The organism is Phenylobacterium sp. (assembly GCF_036963605.1).
Classification (GTDB): Bacteria; Pseudomonadota; Alphaproteobacteria; order Caulobacterales; family Caulobacteraceae; genus Phenylobacterium.
Genome location: NZ_JBALUY010000007.1, coordinates 1 through 18,975, shown reverse-complemented (window position 1 = coordinate 18,975; position 18,975 = coordinate 1). Strand labels below are relative to the sequence as shown.

The 18,975-nt window shown below is 68.7% G+C and carries 16 protein-coding genes and 1 pseudogene; 7 read left to right on the top strand and 10 right to left on the bottom strand.

Annotated features, from left to right (window positions below):
• Positions 1-71: 71 nt before the first annotated feature.
• The 3 genes from fdhD (at position 72) to V7702_RS02525 (ending at position 1,365) form a co-directional block, all read left to right on the top strand.
• Positions 72-917 (top strand): formate dehydrogenase accessory sulfurtransferase FdhD, encoded by an 846-nt coding sequence (gene fdhD, locus V7702_RS02535; RefSeq protein WP_335648572.1) that lies wholly within the window; start codon positions 72-74, stop codon positions 915-917.
• A gap of 89 nt (positions 918-1,006) precedes the next feature.
• A complete protein-coding gene (locus V7702_RS02530) occupies positions 1,007-1,135 on the top strand; it encodes a hypothetical protein (RefSeq protein ID WP_335648571.1) in 129 nt (42 codons plus the stop codon).
• 23 nt (positions 1,136-1,158) lie between these two features.
• Positions 1,159-1,365 (top strand): hypothetical protein, encoded by a 207-nt coding sequence (locus tag V7702_RS02525; RefSeq protein ID WP_335648570.1) that lies wholly within the window; start codon positions 1,159-1,161, stop codon positions 1,363-1,365.
• A 5-nt stretch (positions 1,366-1,370) separates the two neighbouring features.
• On the opposite strand, the gene V7702_RS02520 is transcribed toward V7702_RS02525, so the two are convergent.
• The 5 genes from V7702_RS02520 to flgB form a co-directional block, all read right to left on the bottom strand.
• Positions 1,371-2,924, bottom strand: coding sequence for an ABC transporter permease/substrate-binding protein (locus tag V7702_RS02520; RefSeq protein ID WP_335648569.1), 1,554 nt, complete (start codon positions 2,922-2,924; stop codon positions 1,371-1,373).
• The gene (locus tag V7702_RS02515; RefSeq protein WP_335648568.1) at positions 2,921-3,691 is read right to left on the bottom strand and encodes an ABC transporter ATP-binding protein; all 771 of its coding nucleotides are present in this window, start codon (positions 3,689-3,691) and stop codon (positions 2,921-2,923) included. The genes V7702_RS02520 and V7702_RS02515 overlap by 4 nt, the downstream gene beginning before the upstream one ends.
• Positions 3,692-3,759: 68 nt before the next feature.
• Positions 3,760-4,065: a flagellar hook-basal body complex protein FliE gene (fliE, locus tag V7702_RS02510; RefSeq protein WP_300574171.1), complete on the bottom strand. Its 306-nt coding sequence runs from the start codon at positions 4,063-4,065 to the stop codon at positions 3,760-3,762.
• Positions 4,066-4,078: 13 nt separating this feature from the next.
• Positions 4,079-4,498 carry a flagellar basal body rod protein FlgC gene (gene flgC / locus V7702_RS02505; RefSeq protein ID WP_335648567.1) on the bottom strand — a complete coding sequence of 140 codons (420 nt, stop codon included), beginning with the start codon at positions 4,496-4,498 and terminating at the stop codon, positions 4,079-4,081.
• A gap of 20 nt (positions 4,499-4,518) precedes the next feature.
• Positions 4,519-4,941, bottom strand: a complete 423-nt coding sequence (gene flgB, locus V7702_RS02500) for a flagellar basal body rod protein FlgB (protein ID WP_300574177.1) — start codon at positions 4,939-4,941, stop codon at positions 4,519-4,521.
• A 98-nt stretch (positions 4,942-5,039) separates the two neighbouring features.
• Here flgB and V7702_RS02495 point away from each other — a divergent pair, with 98 nt between their 5' ends.
• Together V7702_RS02495 and fliP are read left to right on the top strand one after the other, a co-directional pair.
• Complete coding sequence (locus tag V7702_RS02495; RefSeq protein ID WP_335648566.1) at positions 5,040-5,357, top strand: flagellar biosynthetic protein FliO; 318 nt, start codon at positions 5,040-5,042, stop codon at positions 5,355-5,357.
• A complete protein-coding gene (gene fliP / locus V7702_RS02490; protein ID WP_335648565.1) occupies positions 5,357-6,154 on the top strand; it encodes a flagellar type III secretion system pore protein FliP in 798 nt (265 codons plus the stop codon). The genes V7702_RS02495 and fliP overlap by 1 nt, the downstream gene beginning before the upstream one ends.
• Before the next feature lie 15 nt (positions 6,155-6,169).
• Here the strand turns inward: fliP and V7702_RS02485 are convergent, their stop codons facing one another.
• Complete coding sequence (locus tag V7702_RS02485) at positions 6,170-7,411, bottom strand: TetR/AcrR family transcriptional regulator (protein WP_335648564.1); 1,242 nt, start codon at positions 7,409-7,411, stop codon at positions 6,170-6,172.
• Positions 7,412-7,617: 206 nt separating this feature from the next.
• On the opposite strand from V7702_RS02485, the gene V7702_RS02480 reads away from it, so the two are divergent.
• Complete coding sequence (locus V7702_RS02480) at positions 7,618-10,197, top strand: TonB-dependent receptor (RefSeq protein WP_335648563.1); 2,580 nt, start codon at positions 7,618-7,620, stop codon at positions 10,195-10,197.
• A 15-nt stretch (positions 10,198-10,212) separates the two neighbouring features.
• Complete coding sequence (locus tag V7702_RS02475) at positions 10,213-11,259, top strand: tyrosine-protein phosphatase (protein WP_335648562.1); 1,047 nt, start codon at positions 10,213-10,215, stop codon at positions 11,257-11,259.
• An 18-nt stretch (positions 11,260-11,277) separates the two neighbouring features.
• Here V7702_RS02475 and V7702_RS02470 read toward each other — a convergent pair whose 3' ends face one another.
• The 4 genes and pseudogenes from V7702_RS02470 to V7702_RS02455 all read right to left on the bottom strand — a co-directional run.
• A complete protein-coding gene (locus V7702_RS02470; protein ID WP_335648561.1) occupies positions 11,278-12,438 on the bottom strand; it encodes an alpha-hydroxy-acid oxidizing protein in 1,161 nt (386 codons plus the stop codon).
• 101 nt (positions 12,439-12,539) lie between these two features.
• On the bottom strand, positions 12,540-14,447 hold the full coding sequence (locus V7702_RS02465; protein WP_335648560.1) for a PhoX family protein: 1,908 nt from the start codon (positions 14,445-14,447) through the stop codon (positions 12,540-12,542).
• A gap of 17 nt (positions 14,448-14,464) precedes the next feature.
• Complete coding sequence (locus tag V7702_RS02460) at positions 14,465-17,308, bottom strand: TonB-dependent receptor (protein WP_335648559.1); 2,844 nt, start codon at positions 17,306-17,308, stop codon at positions 14,465-14,467.
• A 268-nt stretch (positions 17,309-17,576) separates the two neighbouring features.
• A pseudogene (locus V7702_RS02455) lies at positions 17,577-18,975 on the bottom strand (endoglucanase); the annotation flags it as partial.

Sequence of the window (18,975 nt, the reverse complement as noted above, 5' to 3'; positions counted from 1 at the left end):
TGGAGGCTAACGGCGCAGCCGCCGTTTGGGTTCGCCCGCTTCGCGCCGCTGGCTTCGGGGAAGAGTTCACAATGTTGCGCAGCCAGGATCCTTCGAACCCGGAGATTCCCGACGCCGTTCGCACCCGGCCTCTGCGGTTTCGTGGGTCGACCGCCGCCTCCATCCCGCGGGAAGTGCCTGAAGAAACCGCCGTGGCGCTGGTCCACGACGCCTCGACCACCGCTGTGATGATGGCCACGCCCTCGGATCTCGTGGAGTTCGGGCTCGGGTTCAGCCTGACCGAAGGCGTCATCGCCAACGTCTCAGACGTCCGCGATATCGATGTGGTGGCCGGCCAGGATGGGATCGAGGTGCGGATGTGGCTCAGCCCCCGCAGTTCGGCGGCCGCCGCGGCCCGACGCCGACGACAGGCCGGTCCCACCGGCTGCGGCCTGTGCGGCGTCGACAGCCTGGCCCAGGCCCTTCGCGCCCCGCCCGCAGTCGGCCACGGCCTGACCCTGCGGCCAGGAGACATCCACGCGGCCATTGACGCCCTGCCACAGCTCCAGACCCTGGGGGACCTCACCCGGGCCGTGCATGCCGCCGGCTGGTGGAGCCCGGGCGGCGGCTATCTCGCCGTGCGCGAGGATGTCGGTCGGCACAACGCCCTGGACAAGCTGGCCGGCGCCCTGGCCATGGCCGCCACGCCCGCTCCGCCCGGCGCGGTCGTGCTGACCAGCCGCGTCTCGGTGGAGATGGTGCAGAAGGCCGCCATGATCGGCGCCCAGGTGATCATCGCGGTCTCGGCCCCCACGGCGCTGGCCATCCGCACGGCCGAGGCGGCCGGCATGACCCTGGTGGGCGTGGCGCGGCGCGATGGCTTTGAGGTGTTCACCGGCGACGAACGCATCGATCAGGGCGCCGCACCGCGCGCGTGAGGCCCGACAGAAGGCTGCTGGCGTGCTAAGAGGATGGATCGTCGCATGGCGGAACCCCCGCCGCGGCCAGGCCCGAAAGGCCGAACTCCATGAAAATCTATGAGCCGCGCCAGCAGGCCCCCGCCCGCCGCGACCTGGTCGATCCCCGCTCGACCACGCCGACCGCCGCCAGCGCGCCACGCAAGTCGCTGCTGAACGACCGCCGCAGCACCCGCTAGACAGAAGAAAGAGACCGGCTCGAATGGGTGACCTGACCGAAGGCCAACTCCACGCCCTCAAGAACCTCAGCCGCAAGAAGGCGGGGGGCGAGGTGCCCTTTGTGAACATCAGCGACGCCCGGGTCCTGGTGGAGCTGGGCCTGGCCGTCCGCAGCCGCCAGGGCTGGGATATTACGCCCGAGGGCGCGCGCCTGCTGGCTCCGCCGCCGAGCTCCGACAACCAGCGCTGAGGCGCTCAGTCCAGGCCCAGCGCCTGGGATAGCGCGCGACCGGCCTCGACCGGGCGCAGCTTGTCGGCGTCCCGATCGACGCTGTAGTTGGCGTCGCGCATAGCCTCCACCGGGATCGACCCGATCAGCGGCCGCAGGGCCGCCAGCAGCCGGGCGTCGTTCACCCGGTCGGGCGCGATCAGCACCACAGCGTCATAGGGCGGCAGGGCCTGGCGGGGATCGGCCAGGGTGACCAGGTCGTCGGCGGCGATGCGGCCGTCGCTGGAGAAGGCCGAGATCACGTCCACATCGCCCGAGGTCACCGCCCGGAACATGAAGGTCGGCTGGAAGGACCGCCTGGCCTGGAAATCGAAGCCATAGGCCTCATCGATGGCCTGCCATTCGGGGCGGGCGAAGAACTCCAGGTCGCCGCCCATGGTCAGGCTGGCCGAGCGCCGGGCCAGATCATCGAGGGTCGTGATGCCCAGCTCCGCAGCGCGGTCCTGTCGCATGGCGAGCGCATAGGCGTTCTCGAAACCCAGCGAGCCGAGGACCAGAACGCCGTCCCGCTCCGCCAGCTCTTCCGTCAGCTCTTCGAGCACCGCCTGACGGCCGGGATTGTCTTCCCGGTTGAGGACATTGGCCCAGAGCGTGCCGGAATAGTCGACATAGACGTCGATCTCGCCCGAGGCCAAGGCGCGGTAGGCGATGGCCGAACCGAGATCCTCTTTCATCCGCGCCTCGCCGCCCAGATCCTCGATCCGCTCGGCCATCATCTCGGCCAGGATGTACTGCTCCGAGAAGTTCTTGGCCCCGACCACATAGCTGGCGGGCTTGCCGAAGCTGATCAGCGGGGTCAGGGCGACGACGACGCCGATCAGGATGCCCGCTGCGCCGATCGCCGCGCGCCTGACGTCCCGCTTGGCTGCGCCGGCCTCGATCAGGCCGAGCAGCTGGTCGGTGACCATGGCCAACAGGGCCGAGGCCCCGCAGCCGAACAGCACCAGCACCCAGTTCTCGGTCTGCAGGCCGGAGAAGATGTAGTTGCCCAGGCTGGTTTGGCCGACCGGGGTCGAGAGGGTCGCCGCCCCGATGGTCCAGACCGCGGCGGTACGCACCCCGGCCATGATGACCGGGGCGGCCAGGGGCAGCTCCACCTGGAACAGCCGCTGGCGGGGCGTCATGCCGACGCCCTCGGCGGCCTGGATGATGGCCGGGCTCACCGAGAGGATGCCGGTGGTCCCGTTCCGCACGATGGGCAGCATCGAATAGAGGGTCAGCGCCAGCAGGGCCGGCAGGAAGCCCAGCGCCGAGAAGCCATGGCCGATCAGATCCTCGCTCGCCGCCGAGATCACCAGCAGCAGCGGGAAGAACAGCGCCAGCAGGGCCAGGCTGGGGATGGTCTGGATCAGGCTGGCGCCGGCTAGCACCGGCCAGCGGATGTGGCGATTGCGGCTGGCGGCCACGGCGAGCGGCAGGCTGATCAGCAGGCCTAGGCCCAACGCCGAGGCGCTGAGCAGGACATGCCAGGCCAGATACTCCGGCAGGCGGGCGAAGGCCGCCTCCACCTGCGGGCTCATACGGTCTCTCCCAGGCGGGCGCGCAGCCGTTCGGCCTGCCGGCGTGGCGCGGCCAGCAGGGCGGAGACCTCCGGATCGGCCGAAGCCGCAAGCGCCTGCGGCGTACCATCGGCGATGAGGCGCCCCTGCGCCACCACCACGATGCGGTCGGCCAGCAGCAGGGCCTCCGTCATGTCGTGGGTGACCATCACGGTGGCCAGGTTCAGCCGCTCATGCAGGGCGCGGTAGTCGTCGCCGAGCGCGTCGCGGGTCAGGGGATCAAGCGCCCCGAAGGGCTCGTCCATCAGCAAGATGTGCGGCTCGGCGGCCAGGGCCCGGGCCACGCCAACCCTTTGCTGCTGACCACCAGACAGGGCGGCGGGAAAGCGGCCGCCCATCTCCCGCGGCAGGGCGACGAGATCCAGCAGTTCAGCCGACCGCGCGGCGCGCCTGGCCTTGTCCCAGCCCAGCAGCTTCGGCGTAATGGTGATGTTCTCGGCCACGGTCAGGTGCGGGAACAGGCCCACCTCCTGGAAGACATACCCGATGCGTCGACGCAGGAGGTGGGGCGCCAGGGCGCCGACCGCCTCGCCTTCGATCCGCACCTCGCCGCCGTCCGGGGCGATCAGGCCATTGATGGTCTTGAGCAGGGTGGTCTTGCCCGAGCCCGACGCGCCCACCAGGGCCACGAACTCGCCGGCCCGCACGGTGAGGCTGGCCTCAGACAGCGCCACATGCGCGCCATAGGTCTTGGTGACGCGCTCCAGCGCGATGCGGGGTTCAGCCATGGGTCAGACCTAACACGCCCGCCGCCATTGGGCTCCCCTTGAGACCAAATCTCAGAGGCTCTGGCGGCTTAGATCGGCATCCGCAGGATTTCCTGGTAGGCCGAAATTACCTGGTCGCGGACGGCCATGACCGTCTCCAGGCTGGTCTCGGCAGCCGAGATGGCGGTGACCACGTCCACCAGCTGGGCCTTGCCCTGGACGTGGGCGGCCATCTGGGTCTCGGCGGTGCGCGAGGTCTGCACCGTCTCTTCCATGACGTTCTTCAGCATGGCGCCGAAGTCGGGTCCCCCGGCGGCCGCGCCGCCGCCCACGGAGGGAAGCGCAGCGCCTTGCGTGGCGGCATAGGCCTTGGCGGCGGCGAGCGGGGTCATCATGGCCTAGGGGTCCCTAGCGCTTGAGCAGGTCGAGGACGCGCATCTCCATGGCGCGCGCCGTCTCGATAACATTCAGGTTGGCCTCATAGGCCCGCTGGGCCTCGCGCATGTCCATCGCCTCCACCAGCGTGTTGACGTTGGGCAGCTTCACATAGCCAGCGGCGTCGGCCGAAGGGTGACCGGGCTCGTATTCAGTGCGGAATTCGCTCGGGTCGGCCTGGACCTTGGCCATCCGCACCCCCTGCCCTGCATCGATGCGGCTGGGCTCGAACACCGGCACCTGCCGGCGATAGGGATCGCCGCCAGCCTCGCGGGAGGTGGAGTTGGCGTTGGCCAGGTTCTCGGCGATGACCCGCATGCGCGCCTGTTGCGCCCGAAGCGCCGAGGCGGCGATGGCCTGGGCCGCGCCCTGGGTGGTCTTGATCTCAGCCATGATCGGTCATCCTCCGCAGATCAGCGCCCAGGCGGGCGGGCCGCGGTGCGCAGCAGGTTGAGGGATTTCTGGTAGAAGCCGACGGCGGCGTCATAGGCCATGCGGGCCTCCGACATCTTCATCATCTCTTCTTCCAGAACCACGGAATTGCCGTCGAGCGTGGTCTCGGAATCCTTGGTGCGGACCGCCTTGAAGCTCGCCGAGGCCGCCGTGCGATTGACCGTGCCGCTAAGGTGTCCGGACTGGGTGCGGGCCGGCGCGCCGGCCTGGGCCATCTGCACGCCGCGCACCTGGGCCTGGAAGCTGTAGGCCTTCACGTCGTGCGGCTGGTAGCCCGGGGTTTCGGAGTTGGCGACGTTCTGGGCGATTAGCCGCTGGCGCTCGCCCAGATGGCCCATGCGGCCGCGCAGCATCGAGAACAATGGGATGTCGGCCAGGTTCATGCCCAACATGGTGAATAAACAGGGTTAATCGCTCCTTAAGAGTGTCTGCGGCAAACCGTGGCCCAAGACCGGCGCCCGTTCGCCGGACAGGTGCGCCCATGGATTTCGCCAGTTTCGCCCGGGCGGTCTTCGCTCTCGCTATCACGGTCGGCCTCATCGGCCTGGCCGCCGTGGCCATGCGCCGGTTCGGCCCCGACGTCATGAGCCATCTGGCCCCCCACCGCGCCGAGCGCCGGCTGGCCGTCGTGGAGACCCTGGTGCTCGATCCCAGCCGTCGGCTGGTCCTGGTGTCCTGCGACGGCGACGAAAAGCTCCTGCTGCTGGGCGAAGGTCAGGTGCTGAATGCGCCGCCCCGCCCCGACCCGACCCCGAAGCCGCCCCGCCGCAAAGCCCCCAAGCCCAAGGCCGACGTCTGATGCGCGCATTCCTTCGCAGCCTGACCGCCCTGCCCGCCGCCGACTGGCGCCGCGCCGCCGGCCTGGCGGCGCTCGTCACCCTGGTCAGCATGATCGGGCCGACCCTGGCTCACGCCCAGGCGGTGAACATCGACCTGGGCACGGGCGCGGGCCTGACCGAGCGGGTGGTGCAGCTGGTCGGCTTGCTGACTGTGCTGTCTCTGGCGCCGTCCATCGTCATCATGACCACCTCCTTCGTGCGGATCGTGGTCGTGCTCTCCCTGCTGCGCACGGCGCTGGGCCTGCAGCAGAGCCCGCCCAATGCGGTGATCATCAGCCTGGCCCTGTTCCTCAGCGCCATCATCATGGCGCCGACCTTCGAGCGGTCCTACGAGGATGGCATCCGCCCCCTGCTGGACCAGGAGATGGAGCTGCCCCAGGCCTTCGAGGCCGCCGGCGCTCCGGTGAAGACCTTCATGCTGTCCCAGGTCGACCGGGAAGACCTGGCCCTGTTTGTCCGCCTCTCGGCGATCGAACAGCCGGACACGGTGGAGGAACTCCCCCTGCGCATCGTCACCCCGGCCTTCATGATCTCGGAGCTGAAACGGGCCTTCGAGATCGGCTTCCTGCTCTTCGTGCCCTTCCTGGTCATCGACCTGGTGGTGGCCAGCGTCCTGATGAGCATGGGCATGATGATGCTCCCGCCCGTGGTCATCTCCCTGCCGTTCAAGCTGATCTTCTTCGTCCTGGTGGACGGCTGGCGCCTGGTCGCCGGCAGCCTGGTCGAGAGCTTTCAGCGCGGCGCCGGCGGCGGCTAGCAGTGCCGCCTCCGGCTATCCGAACAGCGCCGTGATCGAGGCCGTGATGCGCGTGGCGAGCCAGGCGCGTCGCATCTCCGGCTCAAGAGCATAGGCCGAGCGCATGGCGCCGGTGGCTACGATCGACAGGATATGGGCGTCGAGGCCGTCCACGGGGTCGGTGGCGTGGCTCATGCGCAGGAGAAGCACGGCGGAATTCTCCCCCCGTGAGGCCCTGAGATCCTCGGCGTCCCGGCGCAGGTCCGGCTCGCGGATCGCCGCGCTCAGCAGTTCGTCCAAGGCCAGCAGACCCGCTGGCGCCGCGCCCTCGGCGTCGAAAAGGGCTTCAGCCATCTCCTGAGCCAGTTCAGCAATCGGCCGGCGGTCGCCGGGATCTGGCACCACCCCGCCCCGGACGGTGTGGATGGAGGCGATCAGATGATCAAAGGCCGCGCGGACCAGGCTGACCCGCGACGGGAAGGCGCCGCTGACCGCGGCCAGCGACAGACCCACCTCGGCGGCCACCGCGCGATGGGTGAGCCCCGCAAGACCGTCCCGTCCCAGCACCTCGGCGGCGGCCGCGGCGATGCGTCCTGCGCCGCCGGCCGGAGGCGCCTCGACACGATCGATCAGACCGGCCCGGGAACGGGCCAGCTGGCGCCAGCCATCCCAACCCGATGTCGCCCCCCGCGCCCCACGCAACCGAGCGCAGTGGCGGTTGACGCTTTCGATCAGCCAGGCGGTCTGGTCGGGATGGTCGGGGGGGCCGCCATGGATGCCGAGGATCGCCTCGGCGAAATCGGCGCAGGCTTCCGCGGCCCCGGGCGGCAGCTGAAAGGCCGCCGTCGCCTGCCGCCAGAAGGCGTCTGACGCCTCCAGTTCGTGGCGCGCCAGCCCTCGATGCGCCGGCGATCGCGCCGCGTCGTGCCGCATCTCGCGCAGCACCAGGAAGGGCGGCGCCGCAGCCACCCGCTGCAGGTTGAAGGCGGCGAACCAGCTTGCAAAGGCCTCAGGCGGCGGGCCGGCGCGCAGGCTGGCCGCCCATGCCGCCCGCATATGCGCCACCCGTTCGGCGGCCGCCTCGAAGGTGGCGGCCAGCAGGCCCTCGCGACCGGCGAAGTGGTAGTTGACCGCAGACGCGCTCTGCCCGGTCAGGTCGGCCAGGGCCCGCGCCGTGACGCTGCGCAGACCGCCGGTGGCCAGCAGTTCGGCGGCTGTGGCGATCAGTCGTTCACGGGCGGAGAGCGAGGCGGCGGTCGAGGGCATGGCTGACAGCATATGCACCTCACAGGGCAATCGCCATCCCTGTACGATCGTTTTAGTTGAGTCGAAGGGCACGCCACAGAAAGGATCCGGCCGCCCTCATTATGCCGTCCGGCGCGCGTTCATCAACGATAGTTCGCGAAAGTTTCACAGGACCTTCAATCTGTACAATCGTTCGAAATGATAGGTGAGCCTCACATTTTCTCGGGTGGGGCAATCTCGTGACTCGCAAACACATTCTCTTCGCGTCGACCCTGATGGGCGGAACGTTTCTCTGGGCCGGCCTGGCCGTGGCGCAGGACGCCCAGGTCGACGAACTGGTCGTCACCGGCTCGATCGTCGGCAGCCAGCGCGCCGCCATCGCCGAACAGCGCAATGCTGAGAACCTGGTCAGCGTCATCGCCGCCGACACGGTCGGCCAGTTCCCGGACCAGAACTCCGCCGCCGCCCTGGCCCGCATCCCCTCGGTCGCCGTCCAGCGCGACCAGGGCCAGGAGCGCTACATCCAGGTGCGCGGCGCGCCCAACCGCTGGACCAGCGTCTCCATCGATGGGATCAACGCCATCGGCGTGGATGAAGGCGGCGGTCAGCGCGCCTTCCGTTTCGACGCCGTGCCGGCCGTGATCCTAAGCGCGCTTGAGGTCAACAAGTCCCTGACGCCGGACCTCTCGGCCGAAGCCATTGTGGCGCGGGTGAACCTGCGCACCTTCTCGCCCTTCGATAAGAGCGGCTTCAGCCTCTCCGGCGATGTCGGCCTGGGCGAGATGGACCTGGGCGGTGGCCAGCAGGAGCAGTATGCCGCGCGCGCCTCCTGGTCTGGCGACCAGTTCGGCGTGATCATCGCCGGCTCGCACTACAGCCGCGAACAGGTGACCGACAACCGCGAGTTCGCCTATGACGACGTCGGCCCGACCATTCTGGATATCCGCAGCTACCGGCTGGTGCGTGAGAGCAATGGCGGTCTGTTCGGCGTTGAATACCGCCCGAACGACGATCACCGCCTGTTCGCCAAGAGCCTCTATACCGAGTTCAAGGACAACGAGCAGCGCGACCAGTACGTCTTCCAGCTGACCTCCGCGCTCAGCGGAACCCGCGGCTTCGATAGCGGCGACCTGGTGGGCGTGCCCTATCGCGGCTCGTTCAATGACGGCCACTACGGCAATTCCAACTGGCTGAACACCATTGGCGGCGACCACCGGCTGAACCAATGGGACCTTGAGTGGCGGCTCAACTACACCGAGACCGAAAACACCACCGAATTGCCGCTGATCCTCGCCCAGCAGGGCTCCAACCTGCAGCGCGCCTCGCTGACCTATGACAAGAGCGACGCCAAGTTCCCGACCATCTCCCTGGCGACGACGATCCCCGGCGCGACGGCCGGCAGCTTCGTGAGCGGCGCGCCTCAATCGGCCCTGAACCAGACCGCCTTCCCGGTGAACATCGCCCTTCCGCTGGAAGGCGCGGTGACCTCGGAGTCCTTCGTCTACAAGGTCGACGCCGCCCGCGAAGCGATGTTCGGCGCCACGCCGGTCACCCTGCGCCTGGGCGTCGAGTATGATGACCGCGAGGTCACCGGCAACCTGCTGTCGCAGAGCAACACCGTGGTTTTGCCGCAGGTATTGCCGCGGATCGGCGCCAGCTTCAGCGCCGCGGACTACGTAACCGACCAGCCCTGGATCTCCGGCTTCGCCCGCGGCTTCGACGTCAACTATCTGGACAACAAGGCCATGCGGCGCGACCTCATGGGCCTGCTGGACCGCCTGCAGGCGGCCGGGCTCTACAATCCCGCCGCCGGCGACGCCCCGGAAAACCGCTACGAGATCGGCGAGCAGCTGCTGGCCGCCTATGGCTCGGCCAGGTGGGAGATCGGCGCCGCCCAGATCGTCGCCGGCGCCCGTGTGGAGCGTTTCGAGCAGACCATCGACGGCTTCCTGACCGCCGGCGCGGTCTCGACCCCTGTCTCCTACGAGAACGAAGACACCTCGATCTTCCCCAGCATCAATGTGAAGTACGACCTGGACGCCGACACCGTCCTGCGCCTGGCGCTGTCCACCGGCATCGCGCGTCCGTCCTTCGGCACCGTCAGGGCCGGGGCCGCGATCAACGACGTGGGCGCCAGCGTCACCGGCGGCAACCCGACCCTGGAGCCGGAACGCACCATCGGCTTCGACGGCGCCTATGAGCGCTACCTGCCCGGCGCGGGCCTGGCCTCGGTCAGTGCCTTCTACCGATCGGTGGACAATGTGCTCTACGACACGGTGTCAAAGGTGACGGACGACCGCTTCGACGCCGCGGGCGTCGACCGCACCGGCTATGACTACACCACCACCCTGAACGGCGGGCGCGGCAAGCTCTACGGCCTGGAACTGGCCTATCTGCAGCAGTTCGAGTTCCTGCCGGGCGCCTGGAGCGGCCTGGGCTTCCAGGGCAATGTCACCTTCCTGAAGGGCGACTTCGAGACGCAGGACGGCGTCACCGAGCAGTTCCCCGGGACCTCGGAGCGGATCCTCAACACCTCGGTCTTCTACGAGAAGTACGGCCTCTCAGCCCGGCTGAGCTACCAGTGGCGCGACGACTGGCAGGACACCATCGGGGGCCTCGGCTCGGGCGAGTTCCGGGCCGCCACCGAGAGCCTGGATCTCTCCCTGCGCTACGCCGTCAACGAGCGCCTCACCGTCTTCCTCGACGCCAATAACCTCACCGACGAGGTCTATGTCGCCTACGAGGGCTCCGAGGAATTCCCGACGGAAGTCGAACAGATCGGCGCCCGCTGGATGGCCGGCGTCCGCTTCACCTACTGACCTGGAGACTCCAACATGATGCGATCGATCGCCCGCCGCGGCGCCCTGATTTCCGCGCTCTGGCTCTTCGCCGGAACAGCCCAGGCCGCCATCGTCAACGCCGAGGCCCACAGGGCCGAGGACGGCGCCCTGGCCCTGTCCTGGACCGAGACCAACGGCGCGGCGGTCGACGTCTTCATGGGCCAGGGCGCCCAGACGCCGCTGGATCAGATGACCCTGGTCTCGAAGGCCGATGCAGACGGCCGCCACAGCCTGACGCCGGCCTCGGCCGCAGCCCGCCAGTACTTCATCCTGCGGGCGGCGGACGGAACCCGCTACCGCCTGGCCGAGCGGCTGGTGCCGCTGGACGGGGCCATGAACTTCCGCGATGTCGGCGGCTATGAGACCACCGACGGCCGGTTTGTCCGCTGGGGCAAGATCTACCGCTCTGCCGCCCTGTCGGGCCTGACGCCGCAGGATCTGGAGAAGATCCGCAATCTCGACATCCGGTATGTCTATGATCTGCGCTCGGTGGATGAGCGTCGTTCGGAGCCGACCCGTTGGCCAGACACCGGCGCGACCATGGCCAGCCTCGACTACGAGATGGATATCTCCGCCTTCATGGCCGCCTTCGCCGACGGCCCTTCGGCCGAGAAGGTCCGTGCAGCGATGACGTCTTTCTATCCCGCCGTGGTCGACAGCCATAAGGGCCAGTTCCGCGCCGTCTTCGCCGAACTGCTGCAGGGCGACGACGGGGCCATCCTCTACCACTGCTCGGCTGGCAAGGACCGCACGGGCGTGCAGACCGCGCTGATCCTCTCGGCCCTGGGCGTGCCGCGGGAGACGGTGATCGAGGACTTCCTGCTGTCCAACCAGCACCACAGGATGTCGGGCGACGCCGGCCCCATGGCCGGGATGCCGCCAGAGGTCCTGGAGGTTCTGGGTGGTGTCGAGCGCCCCTATCTCGAGGCCTTCTTCGCCGAGATCGACCGGCGCTATGGCGGCGTCGAAGGCTACCTGGCCGCCGAACTCGATGTGGATGCGGCGGACATCCAACGCCTGCGCACGCTCTACACCGAATAGGCCCGGCTGCGGCGGCGCTCAGAGCCGCCGCACGCCTTCACGCTTCAGGTCGGCCAGGGTCGGCATGCCGTTCACGGCCATGAAGAGGTCGGCCTCGGCCAGGATGCATTTCAGGACGTGGGCCGCGCCGGCTGCGCCGCCCAGGGCCAGGCCATAGACGAAGGGGCGGCCCACGCCGACGGCGGCGGCGCCCATGCCCAGCGCCTTGACCACGTCGGAGCCCGAGCGGATCCCGGAGTCGAACCACACGGGCACATCGCCGCTGGCCTTCACGACATCGGGCAGCATGTCGATGGCCGCGATGCCGCCATTGGCCTGCCGGCCGCCGTGGTTGGAGCAGTAGATGCCGTCGGCGCCCCGATCGACGGCCTTGCGGGCGTCGTCCGGATGGCAGATGCCCTTCAGGATGATCGGCAGTTTGGTCACCGACTTCAGCCAGGCGATGTCCTCCCACAGCATGGGCCGGCCAAACAGCGAGCCCCACAGCGCCACGGCCTCGGCCGGCGACTCGGAGGCGTCCTTGCCGAGCAGTTTCTGAAAGACCGGATCGGCCGTGTAGTTCTTGAGCACATGGCCGCGCAGCTGCGGGAAGTTGCCGGCGTTCAGGTCCCGGGGCCGGAAGCCCGTCACCCAGGTGTCCAGGGTGACGATGATCCCGCGATAGCCGGCCGCCTCAGCCCTGGCGATCAGGCTCTCGGCCAGGTCCTTGTTGCGCGGGGTGTAGAGCTGGAAGAAGCCCGGCGTGTCGCCCAGATGCGGCGCTACCTCCTCCAGGGTGTCGTTGCCAAGCGTCGAGACCACCATGGGCACCCCGGTCATGGCCGAGGCCTGGGCCGCGGCGATGTCCCCGTGCTGGTCCTGGCTGCACATGCCGGTCACCCCGATGGGCGCCATGAACAGCGGCGAATGGTAGGTGTGGCCGAACAGGTCAGCCGAAAGGTCGCGGGTCCCGGTCTCGACCATCATCCGCGGGACCATGCCCCAGTGGTGGAAGGCCTCCGCATTCTGGTCCTGGGTGAACTCGTCCCCGCAGCCGCCCTGGACATAGTTCAGCACATGATCGGGCATCGCCGCCGTGGCGCGCTTGACCAGGGTCGCATAGTCCACCGGTAAGGATGGCAGCACGCCGCGCAGGCCGAGCCCATAGATCTCGTTCTGATAGCTTCCGAACTGCGCCATCGCTCCGGCCTCCTCCGCCCTGATATGTTTTGGCGACGAAGCCACGGAGGACCGCGGCAGGTCAAAGGATTCGTGGGCCGCGCCGGTCGATCCCGCCGAAGTCAGGCGCGGTCATCGGCGACCGGGCCGCCGTCAGTGCGGCTGATAAAGATCACCGAGGGCCGCGGCGGCAGGGTAGGATCGCCGTCCGGCCACCGCGCCGTCACCTCCGCCAGCGACGCCTTATCTTCGGCCGGATGCTGGATGGCGACGAACACGCCCGAGCCGTCTGGGGTGAAGGCCGGACTGCAGCACTCGCCGCCTGCAGGCGGCGAGTAGAAGAGCCGCGGCCAGGCGCGGGTCTCGCCCTCGGTGGCCATCACCCAGAGCCCGTCGTGGTTCCGCCGGCCGGGACCATCGGTGCAGACCCAGAGATCGCCCGCCGCGTCGAAGGCCAGGTTGTCCGGCGCCTCGAACCAGTCCTCGGGGCCGGCGTCAGGATGAAAGCGTGCGCCCTCTCCAGGCTCGGCCGGATCGCCGCAGAGGGCGAAGATGCTCCAGGTAAAGCTGTCGGCGGCGTGGTCTGGTCCCTGGCCCGTATCGGGCGGGACAAGCTCCAGCAGGTGGCCCGCGACGTTGCCCTGCCGGGGATTGGCCGCGTTGGTCCCCGCGGTCCGATCCTCGCCGGCGCCGGTCAGGGCGATGATGATGCGACCGGTCTTCGGGTCCGGCAGATAGCCCTCGGGCGAATCCATCGGCGTGGCCCCCAGCAGGTCCGCCGCGCGGCGGGTCTCGACCTGCACGTCGCCCTGGCTGTGGAAGCCGTTCGCCGCCGTCAGGGGGCCGGTCGCGTAGACCAGGGGCAGCCAGTCCACCGCCCCCTCGGCCGAGAACCGAGCGACGCTGAGGACGCCCTCGTCCAGCAGGTCGCGATTGGCCGCGCGATGGTTCGGATCGAACGGCTGCGCCGTGACGAAGCGGTAGCAGTACTCATATTCCCAGTCGTCGCCGAGATAGACGACCACGCGGCCGTCCGGCGCCAGGGCGCATTGCGCGCCCTCGTGGGCGAAACGGCCCAGCGCCGTCCGCTTCACCGGCGCAGCGTCGGGGTCGAACGGATCGATCTCCACCACCCATTCGAAGCGGTTCGGCTCGTTCGGCTCATGGTTGATGTCGAAGCGGCGATCGGCCCGGGCCCAGCCATAGCGGCCGTGGGGCTCCAGATCGGCATAGTGATTGCGGGCCAGATGCGCCGCATCGGGATGGCCGCCAACCTCGCCGCCGAAGAAGTCGGCCGAGCCCTCCTCCCCCGACAGCACCGTGCCCCAGGGGGTGACGCCGCCGTTGCAGTTGTCGTGGGTGCCGAGCACGCGGGTCCCGCTGGGATCGGCCGAGGTTTGTAGCCTGGCATGTCCCGCCGCAGGGCCGGATATGCGCACCGGGGTGGTCCCCGTGACCCGGCGGTTGAAGGCGCTGTCCACCACAGGCGCCCAGGCGCCTTCAGTCCGGCGCAACTCGACCACCGACATCCCGCAGGATGCCATGGTGAACTGCACCTGCTCCAGGCTCATCTCCGCTGCGGCGGTCGACTCCTGAAGGCCTGCGAACATCAGGTGGGGGTTGGGGTATTCGTGATTGACCACCAGCAGGCCGCGGTCGGGATCGTCGTCTTCCAGGGGCAGGAACGCGGTGAAGTCGTTGTTGAACCCGAACTGGCGGGCGGCGGCGCGGGCGTCCGGGCGGCTCGGGTCGAAGGGCGGCGCGTCCGACCACAGGGGATCGCCCCAGCGCAGGACGATGGCCCGCCGATAGCCTTCGGCCACGGCCTCGCGCGGGCCGATCGAGGGCGAGAGCGGCCGAAAGCCCAGCCCGTCAGCCGCAGCCGCTGCGACGGGCGCCAGGGACAGCGCCGCCGCCCCCAGCAACAGGCGACGGCGGTCAATGAGCGCAGAGATCGGCTCCCCTCGTCTCGCCCGCGCCGGAGCGGCGCGGCCCTTGTCGTTAAACACCCGCTCCGGCCAGTCCATCATGGTCTCCCTGTGGGGTCTTAGAAGCGGTAGTTGACGCCGAAGGTCACCGTGCGCCCGCTATAGGTGGCGCCCTCCAGATAGGACGAGCCCTCGCCGTAGCGCTCATCGACGATCGGCTGGTCGCCGTCGTTCAGCAGGTCGACCGCGTTGACGAAGATCCGCGCCTTGGGGGTCAGGGCGTAGCGGAACTGTCCGTCCAGCGAGCCATAGGGCTCCTCGACGATGCGGGTCCCATAGCTGGAGAAGCGCACGGCCTGGCTGTCGCGCCAGCCATAGGCCAGCGTCGCCTCGACCCCATGCTTCTGATAGGTGACCGCGCCGGTGAAGATCGTTTCCGGCGCGTTGAAGAAGTCGCCGCCCTCGATGCCTTCCACGCCCGTATCGGCGTCGCTCCTCTGGAAGGTGGCGTTGGCGTAGACCCCAAGTCCATTCCAGGCGCCCGGAAGTTCGATGAACTGCCGGACCAGGTTGAACTCCGCCCCATAGACGGTGGCGTCCTCACCATTGGCGTAGGTGACGATGTCGTCGATGACCTTGCCGACCAGGCGGGGATCGTTCTCGAAGCGGGCCCGGTCGCCCTCGGCCTCGATGGCGATGCCGCTGAAGATGAAGCGCTCGATACGCTTGTAGTAGACGCCGGCCGAGATCACCCCGATCGAACCGAAGTAACGCTCCACGCCCAGGTCGAAATTATAGGCATAGGCCGGTTTCAGGCCCGGATTGCCGATGGTGACATCGACCTCGCCGTCGTCCTCCTCGATCTCGGTCGCCCCAGAGATGAACAGCGGCTCGGGCCGGGCGATGGAGGTGAAGAAGGCGCCGCGGAACACCAGGTCATCGGACGGGCGATAATTGACCTGAACCCGCGGCAGCCAGCTGGTGTAGTCGGCCTTGCCGGTGATGCGGCGGAACTGCGGGTCGGCGCCTTCCAGCTCGATCGCCTCCCAATTGTCCGACTCCACCCGAGCATGGTCCACCCGCAGGCCGCCGATCACCTCCCACGCGCCCCAGTCGGCCTTGGCCATGCCGTAGAGCGCGAAGACGTCCTCGCGGCTTTCATAGCTGTCGGCGTCCAGCGGGATCACCCCGTCTTCGACATAGGCGTTCTCGAAGTCAGGATCGGTGGCGACCAGCCGCTGCGAATAGGCGCGCCAGGCCTTAACCTGGTCGATATCGAGTGAGAGAAAGGCGGGATAAGGCGCGCCCGTGACCGAGACATCCACCAGCGGGCCGACGCCGAAGTCGGTCAGGCTGAGCGGCCCTTCCAACTCCATCACATTGCCCTCTTTCAGCACGCGCTTGGACCGCTCGGCCTTGGCGCCGACCTTTACGCTGCGCAGCCAGTCGGAGGCCGGCTCATAGGTGATGTCCAGGTGGGCGGCGTAGCGGCTGTTTTCCTGATCATCGATGTCGATGTCGTTGTAGCCGAGCTCATAACCCGAAGGATCAGCGATGCGGGCGACATCCGCCGCCGACAGGTTTGGCCGGGGGAAGTCTCCCGAGAGGTCGTAGCCCAGCAGGTTGCTGTCCAGTTCGACCTCGAAGGCGACCTCGTTGTCGAAGGGCTCGTTGCGCACGCCTGACGAGAAGCCCAGGCCATATTCGTAGGTGAAGGCCCCGCTGTGGGTCACGCCGCTCAGCACATAGGACTGCTGGGTGAGCTCGGTTTCCTCATACTGGTTGAAGATCGAGGCCGTGCCCGGCTCGGTCAGGATCAGGGCGCCGTCGTCGTCATATTCGTCGGTCCCCGCCTCGAAATAGAGGGCGCGGCTGAGTTCCTGGTCATACAGCCGGTTATAGCTGCCCTTGAAGGTCAGCTCGGTGGCGTTGGAAACGGCCCAGTTCAGCGCCAGGTTGGCCGAGATGTTTTCCCGATCATCCTCGTACTGGGTGAGGTGGAACTGGAGCGGCGTGACGCCGGCGCCCGGATCGTCCTCGACATAGGCCAAATAGTCCTCGTCATTGTAGAAGACGAAGCCCTGGGTCTTGCGCTTGGACCAGGCGGCCGAGACCAACACGCCGAACTGCTGCTGGTCGCCGAACCGGCGCGCCGCCGTCGCCTGGATCATCGGGCTCATCTCGCCGGCCAGATCATGGTGGAAGCCGCTCACGGTCAGGTCGAGGACGGGGCCGGCGAAGTCGAAGGCCGTCGCGGTTTCCAGCACCACGGCGCCGCCGATGCCGTCGGCCTCATGGTCGGGCAGCAGGGTCTTGTGGACGGTGATCGAAGACAGGGCGGCGGTCTGGACCATGTCCAGGGGCACCCGCCGGTTTTCCTTCTCCGGCTGGGCGGCGTTCATCCCGTTGATCTGGGTGTTGTTCAGGCCGCTGTCCAAGCCGCGGATGGAGACGTAGCGGCCTTCGCCAGCGACGACCTCGCGCTGGACCGAGACGCCGGGCATGCGGCGCAGGGATTCCGCAGCGTTCAGGTCGGGGAAGCGACCCGCCTGGTCGGCCGAAACGATGTTGCTGATATTGTCGGCGGCGAACTGGCGGCTCAGCGCCTGGGCCTGGGCGGCGCGCTGGCCGACCACCACCAACTCGGACACGGCGGCGTCGCCGAGGGTGGAGGCCCTGTCCGCGCTCTCGCCGGCTGTGAGGGTCAAGGTCTCACGCCCCGTCGGCAGGCCCAGATACTGCAGGGTGAGGCTGTAGGCGCCCGGCGCCAGGGCGCCGAACCGATAGCGGCCCTCGGAGTCGGTCACGGCGGTCTGGCCGGTCTCCTCGATACGCACCAGCACGCCTGACAGCGGCGCGCCGGTCTGGGCCTGGCGCACCATCCCGGCGAGCTGCGCCGGCGACGCCTGCGCCCAGGCCGCCGGGGCGCTGAAGGCGGCCACCAGGGCTGCGGTTGTCAGCATGAGGCCGCGAGACCCCGTCGAACTAAAATGGACCATAGTCATCCCCCACCCGCCACGCAGGCGCGGCGGCTCAAGCGGTCACGCCGCGGATTTGAGTCTGATGCAGCCTCTAAGCCCTGGTTCAGGAACGTCCGCAGAAGCGCTCGCAGGGGAGCGACTGGCCATGCGGCCAGGCGGGCGGCGAAAGTTGCCGGTAAACTGCCCGGCGGCTTTAGCCGAAGTCCATGTCGTCTTTGTGAAGCTTGCGGGAGAAGGCCCGCCGGCTCGGCTAACCCTGCTTGGGCGGGGCGCCGGCGTCGGCGGTCTTGGCGGCGTCGGGAGCGGCCTGACGGAACTTTTCCTTCATGCGCGCGACCCAGCCTGAGAAGGCCTCATTGTCGGCTGCCATGCGGCCGAACTGGCCGACCCCGATGCGGCCCGTGGCCACCCCGGTCAGGGCCACCCGCAGCGCCTCGGGATTACGGGCCTCGTCCAGAAACGGCGCATAGCGGGTCTCCATCCGGGCCAGCGCCTCGTCGTCGCCGGCCAGGCTGAACGCGACGCCAGCCCGCAGCAGCTTGCCCTCGTCCTCAATGGAGAGCGGCGCCTGGGTCTTCCAGCGCTCGCCCAGGGAGGCCTCGAACAGCTTGCCGGCTTCGGGCCAGTCCTTCTGCTTCCAGACGATTTCGGCGCGCAGGTCGCGGGCCTCGGCCGAGTCATCTCGGGTCAGAACCTCCAGCGCGTGGTCGAGCCGCCCGAGATCGGAGAGCGCACGGGCTTCGATCAGCCGGCGGTCACGATTCAGGGCGTTGGGCAGCACGGTCGAACGCGAACCGTTGATGGCGATCAGGGCCTGTTCGGGTCGGCGATCCATCAGGTAGATCAGGGCCAGATCGGTGGCCACCTGGGCGCGCGGCACGCCGTCCAGGCGATGATCCACCTGGTAGGACAGCAGGTCGGCCGCCTGGCTCAGGAGATCGACGTCCACCAGTCGACGGACCAGGCGGCGGACCATCATGTCGCCATCGACGCCGAGGGGCGTCAGGTCCTTGAAGTCGAAGAACAGGGCGAGCGCCTGCACCGGCTCCAACCCATCGGCGAGACCTTCCAGGAACAGGGCGCGGAACGCGGCTGACAGGTCGGCCTGCAGGCCGATGGCCTCCGGCAGGTCCGGCAGCCGCTGGCCAGCCGAGCGCAGGGCCTCCAGCGCCTCGCGATAGCGACCCTGGGTCAGATAGAGGCGGCCCAGGGCGCGGATGGTGGCCAGTTCGGTGGCGTCGCCCCGCCAGCGGAACCTCAGGCTGTCATAGGCCGCCGCCGCCTGGATCGGGGTGATGGCGCCTTCTTCGAAGCGGATTCGGGTGGCCGCCAGCAGGGCGGGCGCGGCGATGTGGTCCAGGGGGGCGGTGGCGACCGCCTGGTAGATGCGGAGCGCTCGCCCGGTCTGACCCTCCTGCTCGGCCAACTGGGCCTGCAACAGGCGAGCCCTGAGCTCTTCGACCGCGTCGGTGTCCTCGTCCAGGACCATGCGGATGCGCGTGCGCGCGCCGTCCAGGTCGTCCAGGGCGAGCGCAGCCTTGGCGTCGGCCCGGGCGAACCGGGCGCGCCACACGGCGGGAAACTGGTTGTAGGCCGCAGCCCCGGCGGCGAACTCCCGCCGCGCCTCGGGCCACTGGGCGGTCTCGCCG

What these genes read in the sequence shown, in the direction of transcription:
- fdhD (WP_335648572.1), top strand. Translation starts at nt 72, where the DNA reads ATGTTGCGCAGCCAGGATCCTTCGAACCCGGAGATTCCCGACGCCGTT.
- V7702_RS02530 (WP_335648571.1), top strand. Translation starts at nt 1,007, where the DNA reads ATGAAAATCTATGAGCCGCGCCAGCAGGCCCCCGCCCGCCGCGACCTG.
- V7702_RS02525 (WP_335648570.1), top strand. Translation starts at nt 1,159, where the DNA reads ATGGGTGACCTGACCGAAGGCCAACTCCACGCCCTCAAGAACCTCAGC.
- V7702_RS02520 (WP_335648569.1), bottom strand. Translation starts at nt 2,924, where the DNA reads ATGAGCCCGCAGGTGGAGGCGGCCTTCGCCCGCCTGCCGGAGTATCTG.
- V7702_RS02515 (WP_335648568.1), bottom strand. Translation starts at nt 3,691, where the DNA reads ATGGCTGAACCCCGCATCGCGCTGGAGCGCGTCACCAAGACCTATGGC.
- fliE (WP_300574171.1), bottom strand. Translation starts at nt 4,065, where the DNA reads ATGATGACCCCGCTCGCCGCCGCCAAGGCCTATGCCGCCACGCAAGGC.
- flgC (WP_335648567.1), bottom strand. Translation starts at nt 4,498, where the DNA reads ATGGCTGAGATCAAGACCACCCAGGGCGCGGCCCAGGCCATCGCCGCC.
- flgB (WP_300574177.1), bottom strand. Translation starts at nt 4,941, where the DNA reads ATGAACCTGGCCGACATCCCATTGTTCTCGATGCTGCGCGGCCGCATG.
- V7702_RS02495 (WP_335648566.1), top strand. Translation starts at nt 5,040, where the DNA reads ATGGATTTCGCCAGTTTCGCCCGGGCGGTCTTCGCTCTCGCTATCACG.
- fliP (WP_335648565.1), top strand. Translation starts at nt 5,357, where the DNA reads ATGCGCGCATTCCTTCGCAGCCTGACCGCCCTGCCCGCCGCCGACTGG.
- V7702_RS02485 (WP_335648564.1), bottom strand. Translation starts at nt 7,411, where the DNA reads ATGCTGTCAGCCATGCCCTCGACCGCCGCCTCGCTCTCCGCCCGTGAA.
- V7702_RS02475 (WP_335648562.1), top strand. Translation starts at nt 10,213, where the DNA reads ATGATGCGATCGATCGCCCGCCGCGGCGCCCTGATTTCCGCGCTCTGG.
- V7702_RS02470 (WP_335648561.1), bottom strand. Translation starts at nt 12,438, where the DNA reads ATGGCGCAGTTCGGAAGCTATCAGAACGAGATCTATGGGCTCGGCCTG.
- V7702_RS02465 (WP_335648560.1), bottom strand. Translation starts at nt 14,447, where the DNA reads ATGATGGACTGGCCGGAGCGGGTGTTTAACGACAAGGGCCGCGCCGCT.
- V7702_RS02460 (WP_335648559.1), bottom strand. Translation starts at nt 17,308, where the DNA reads ATGCTGACAACCGCAGCCCTGGTGGCCGCCTTCAGCGCCCCGGCGGCC.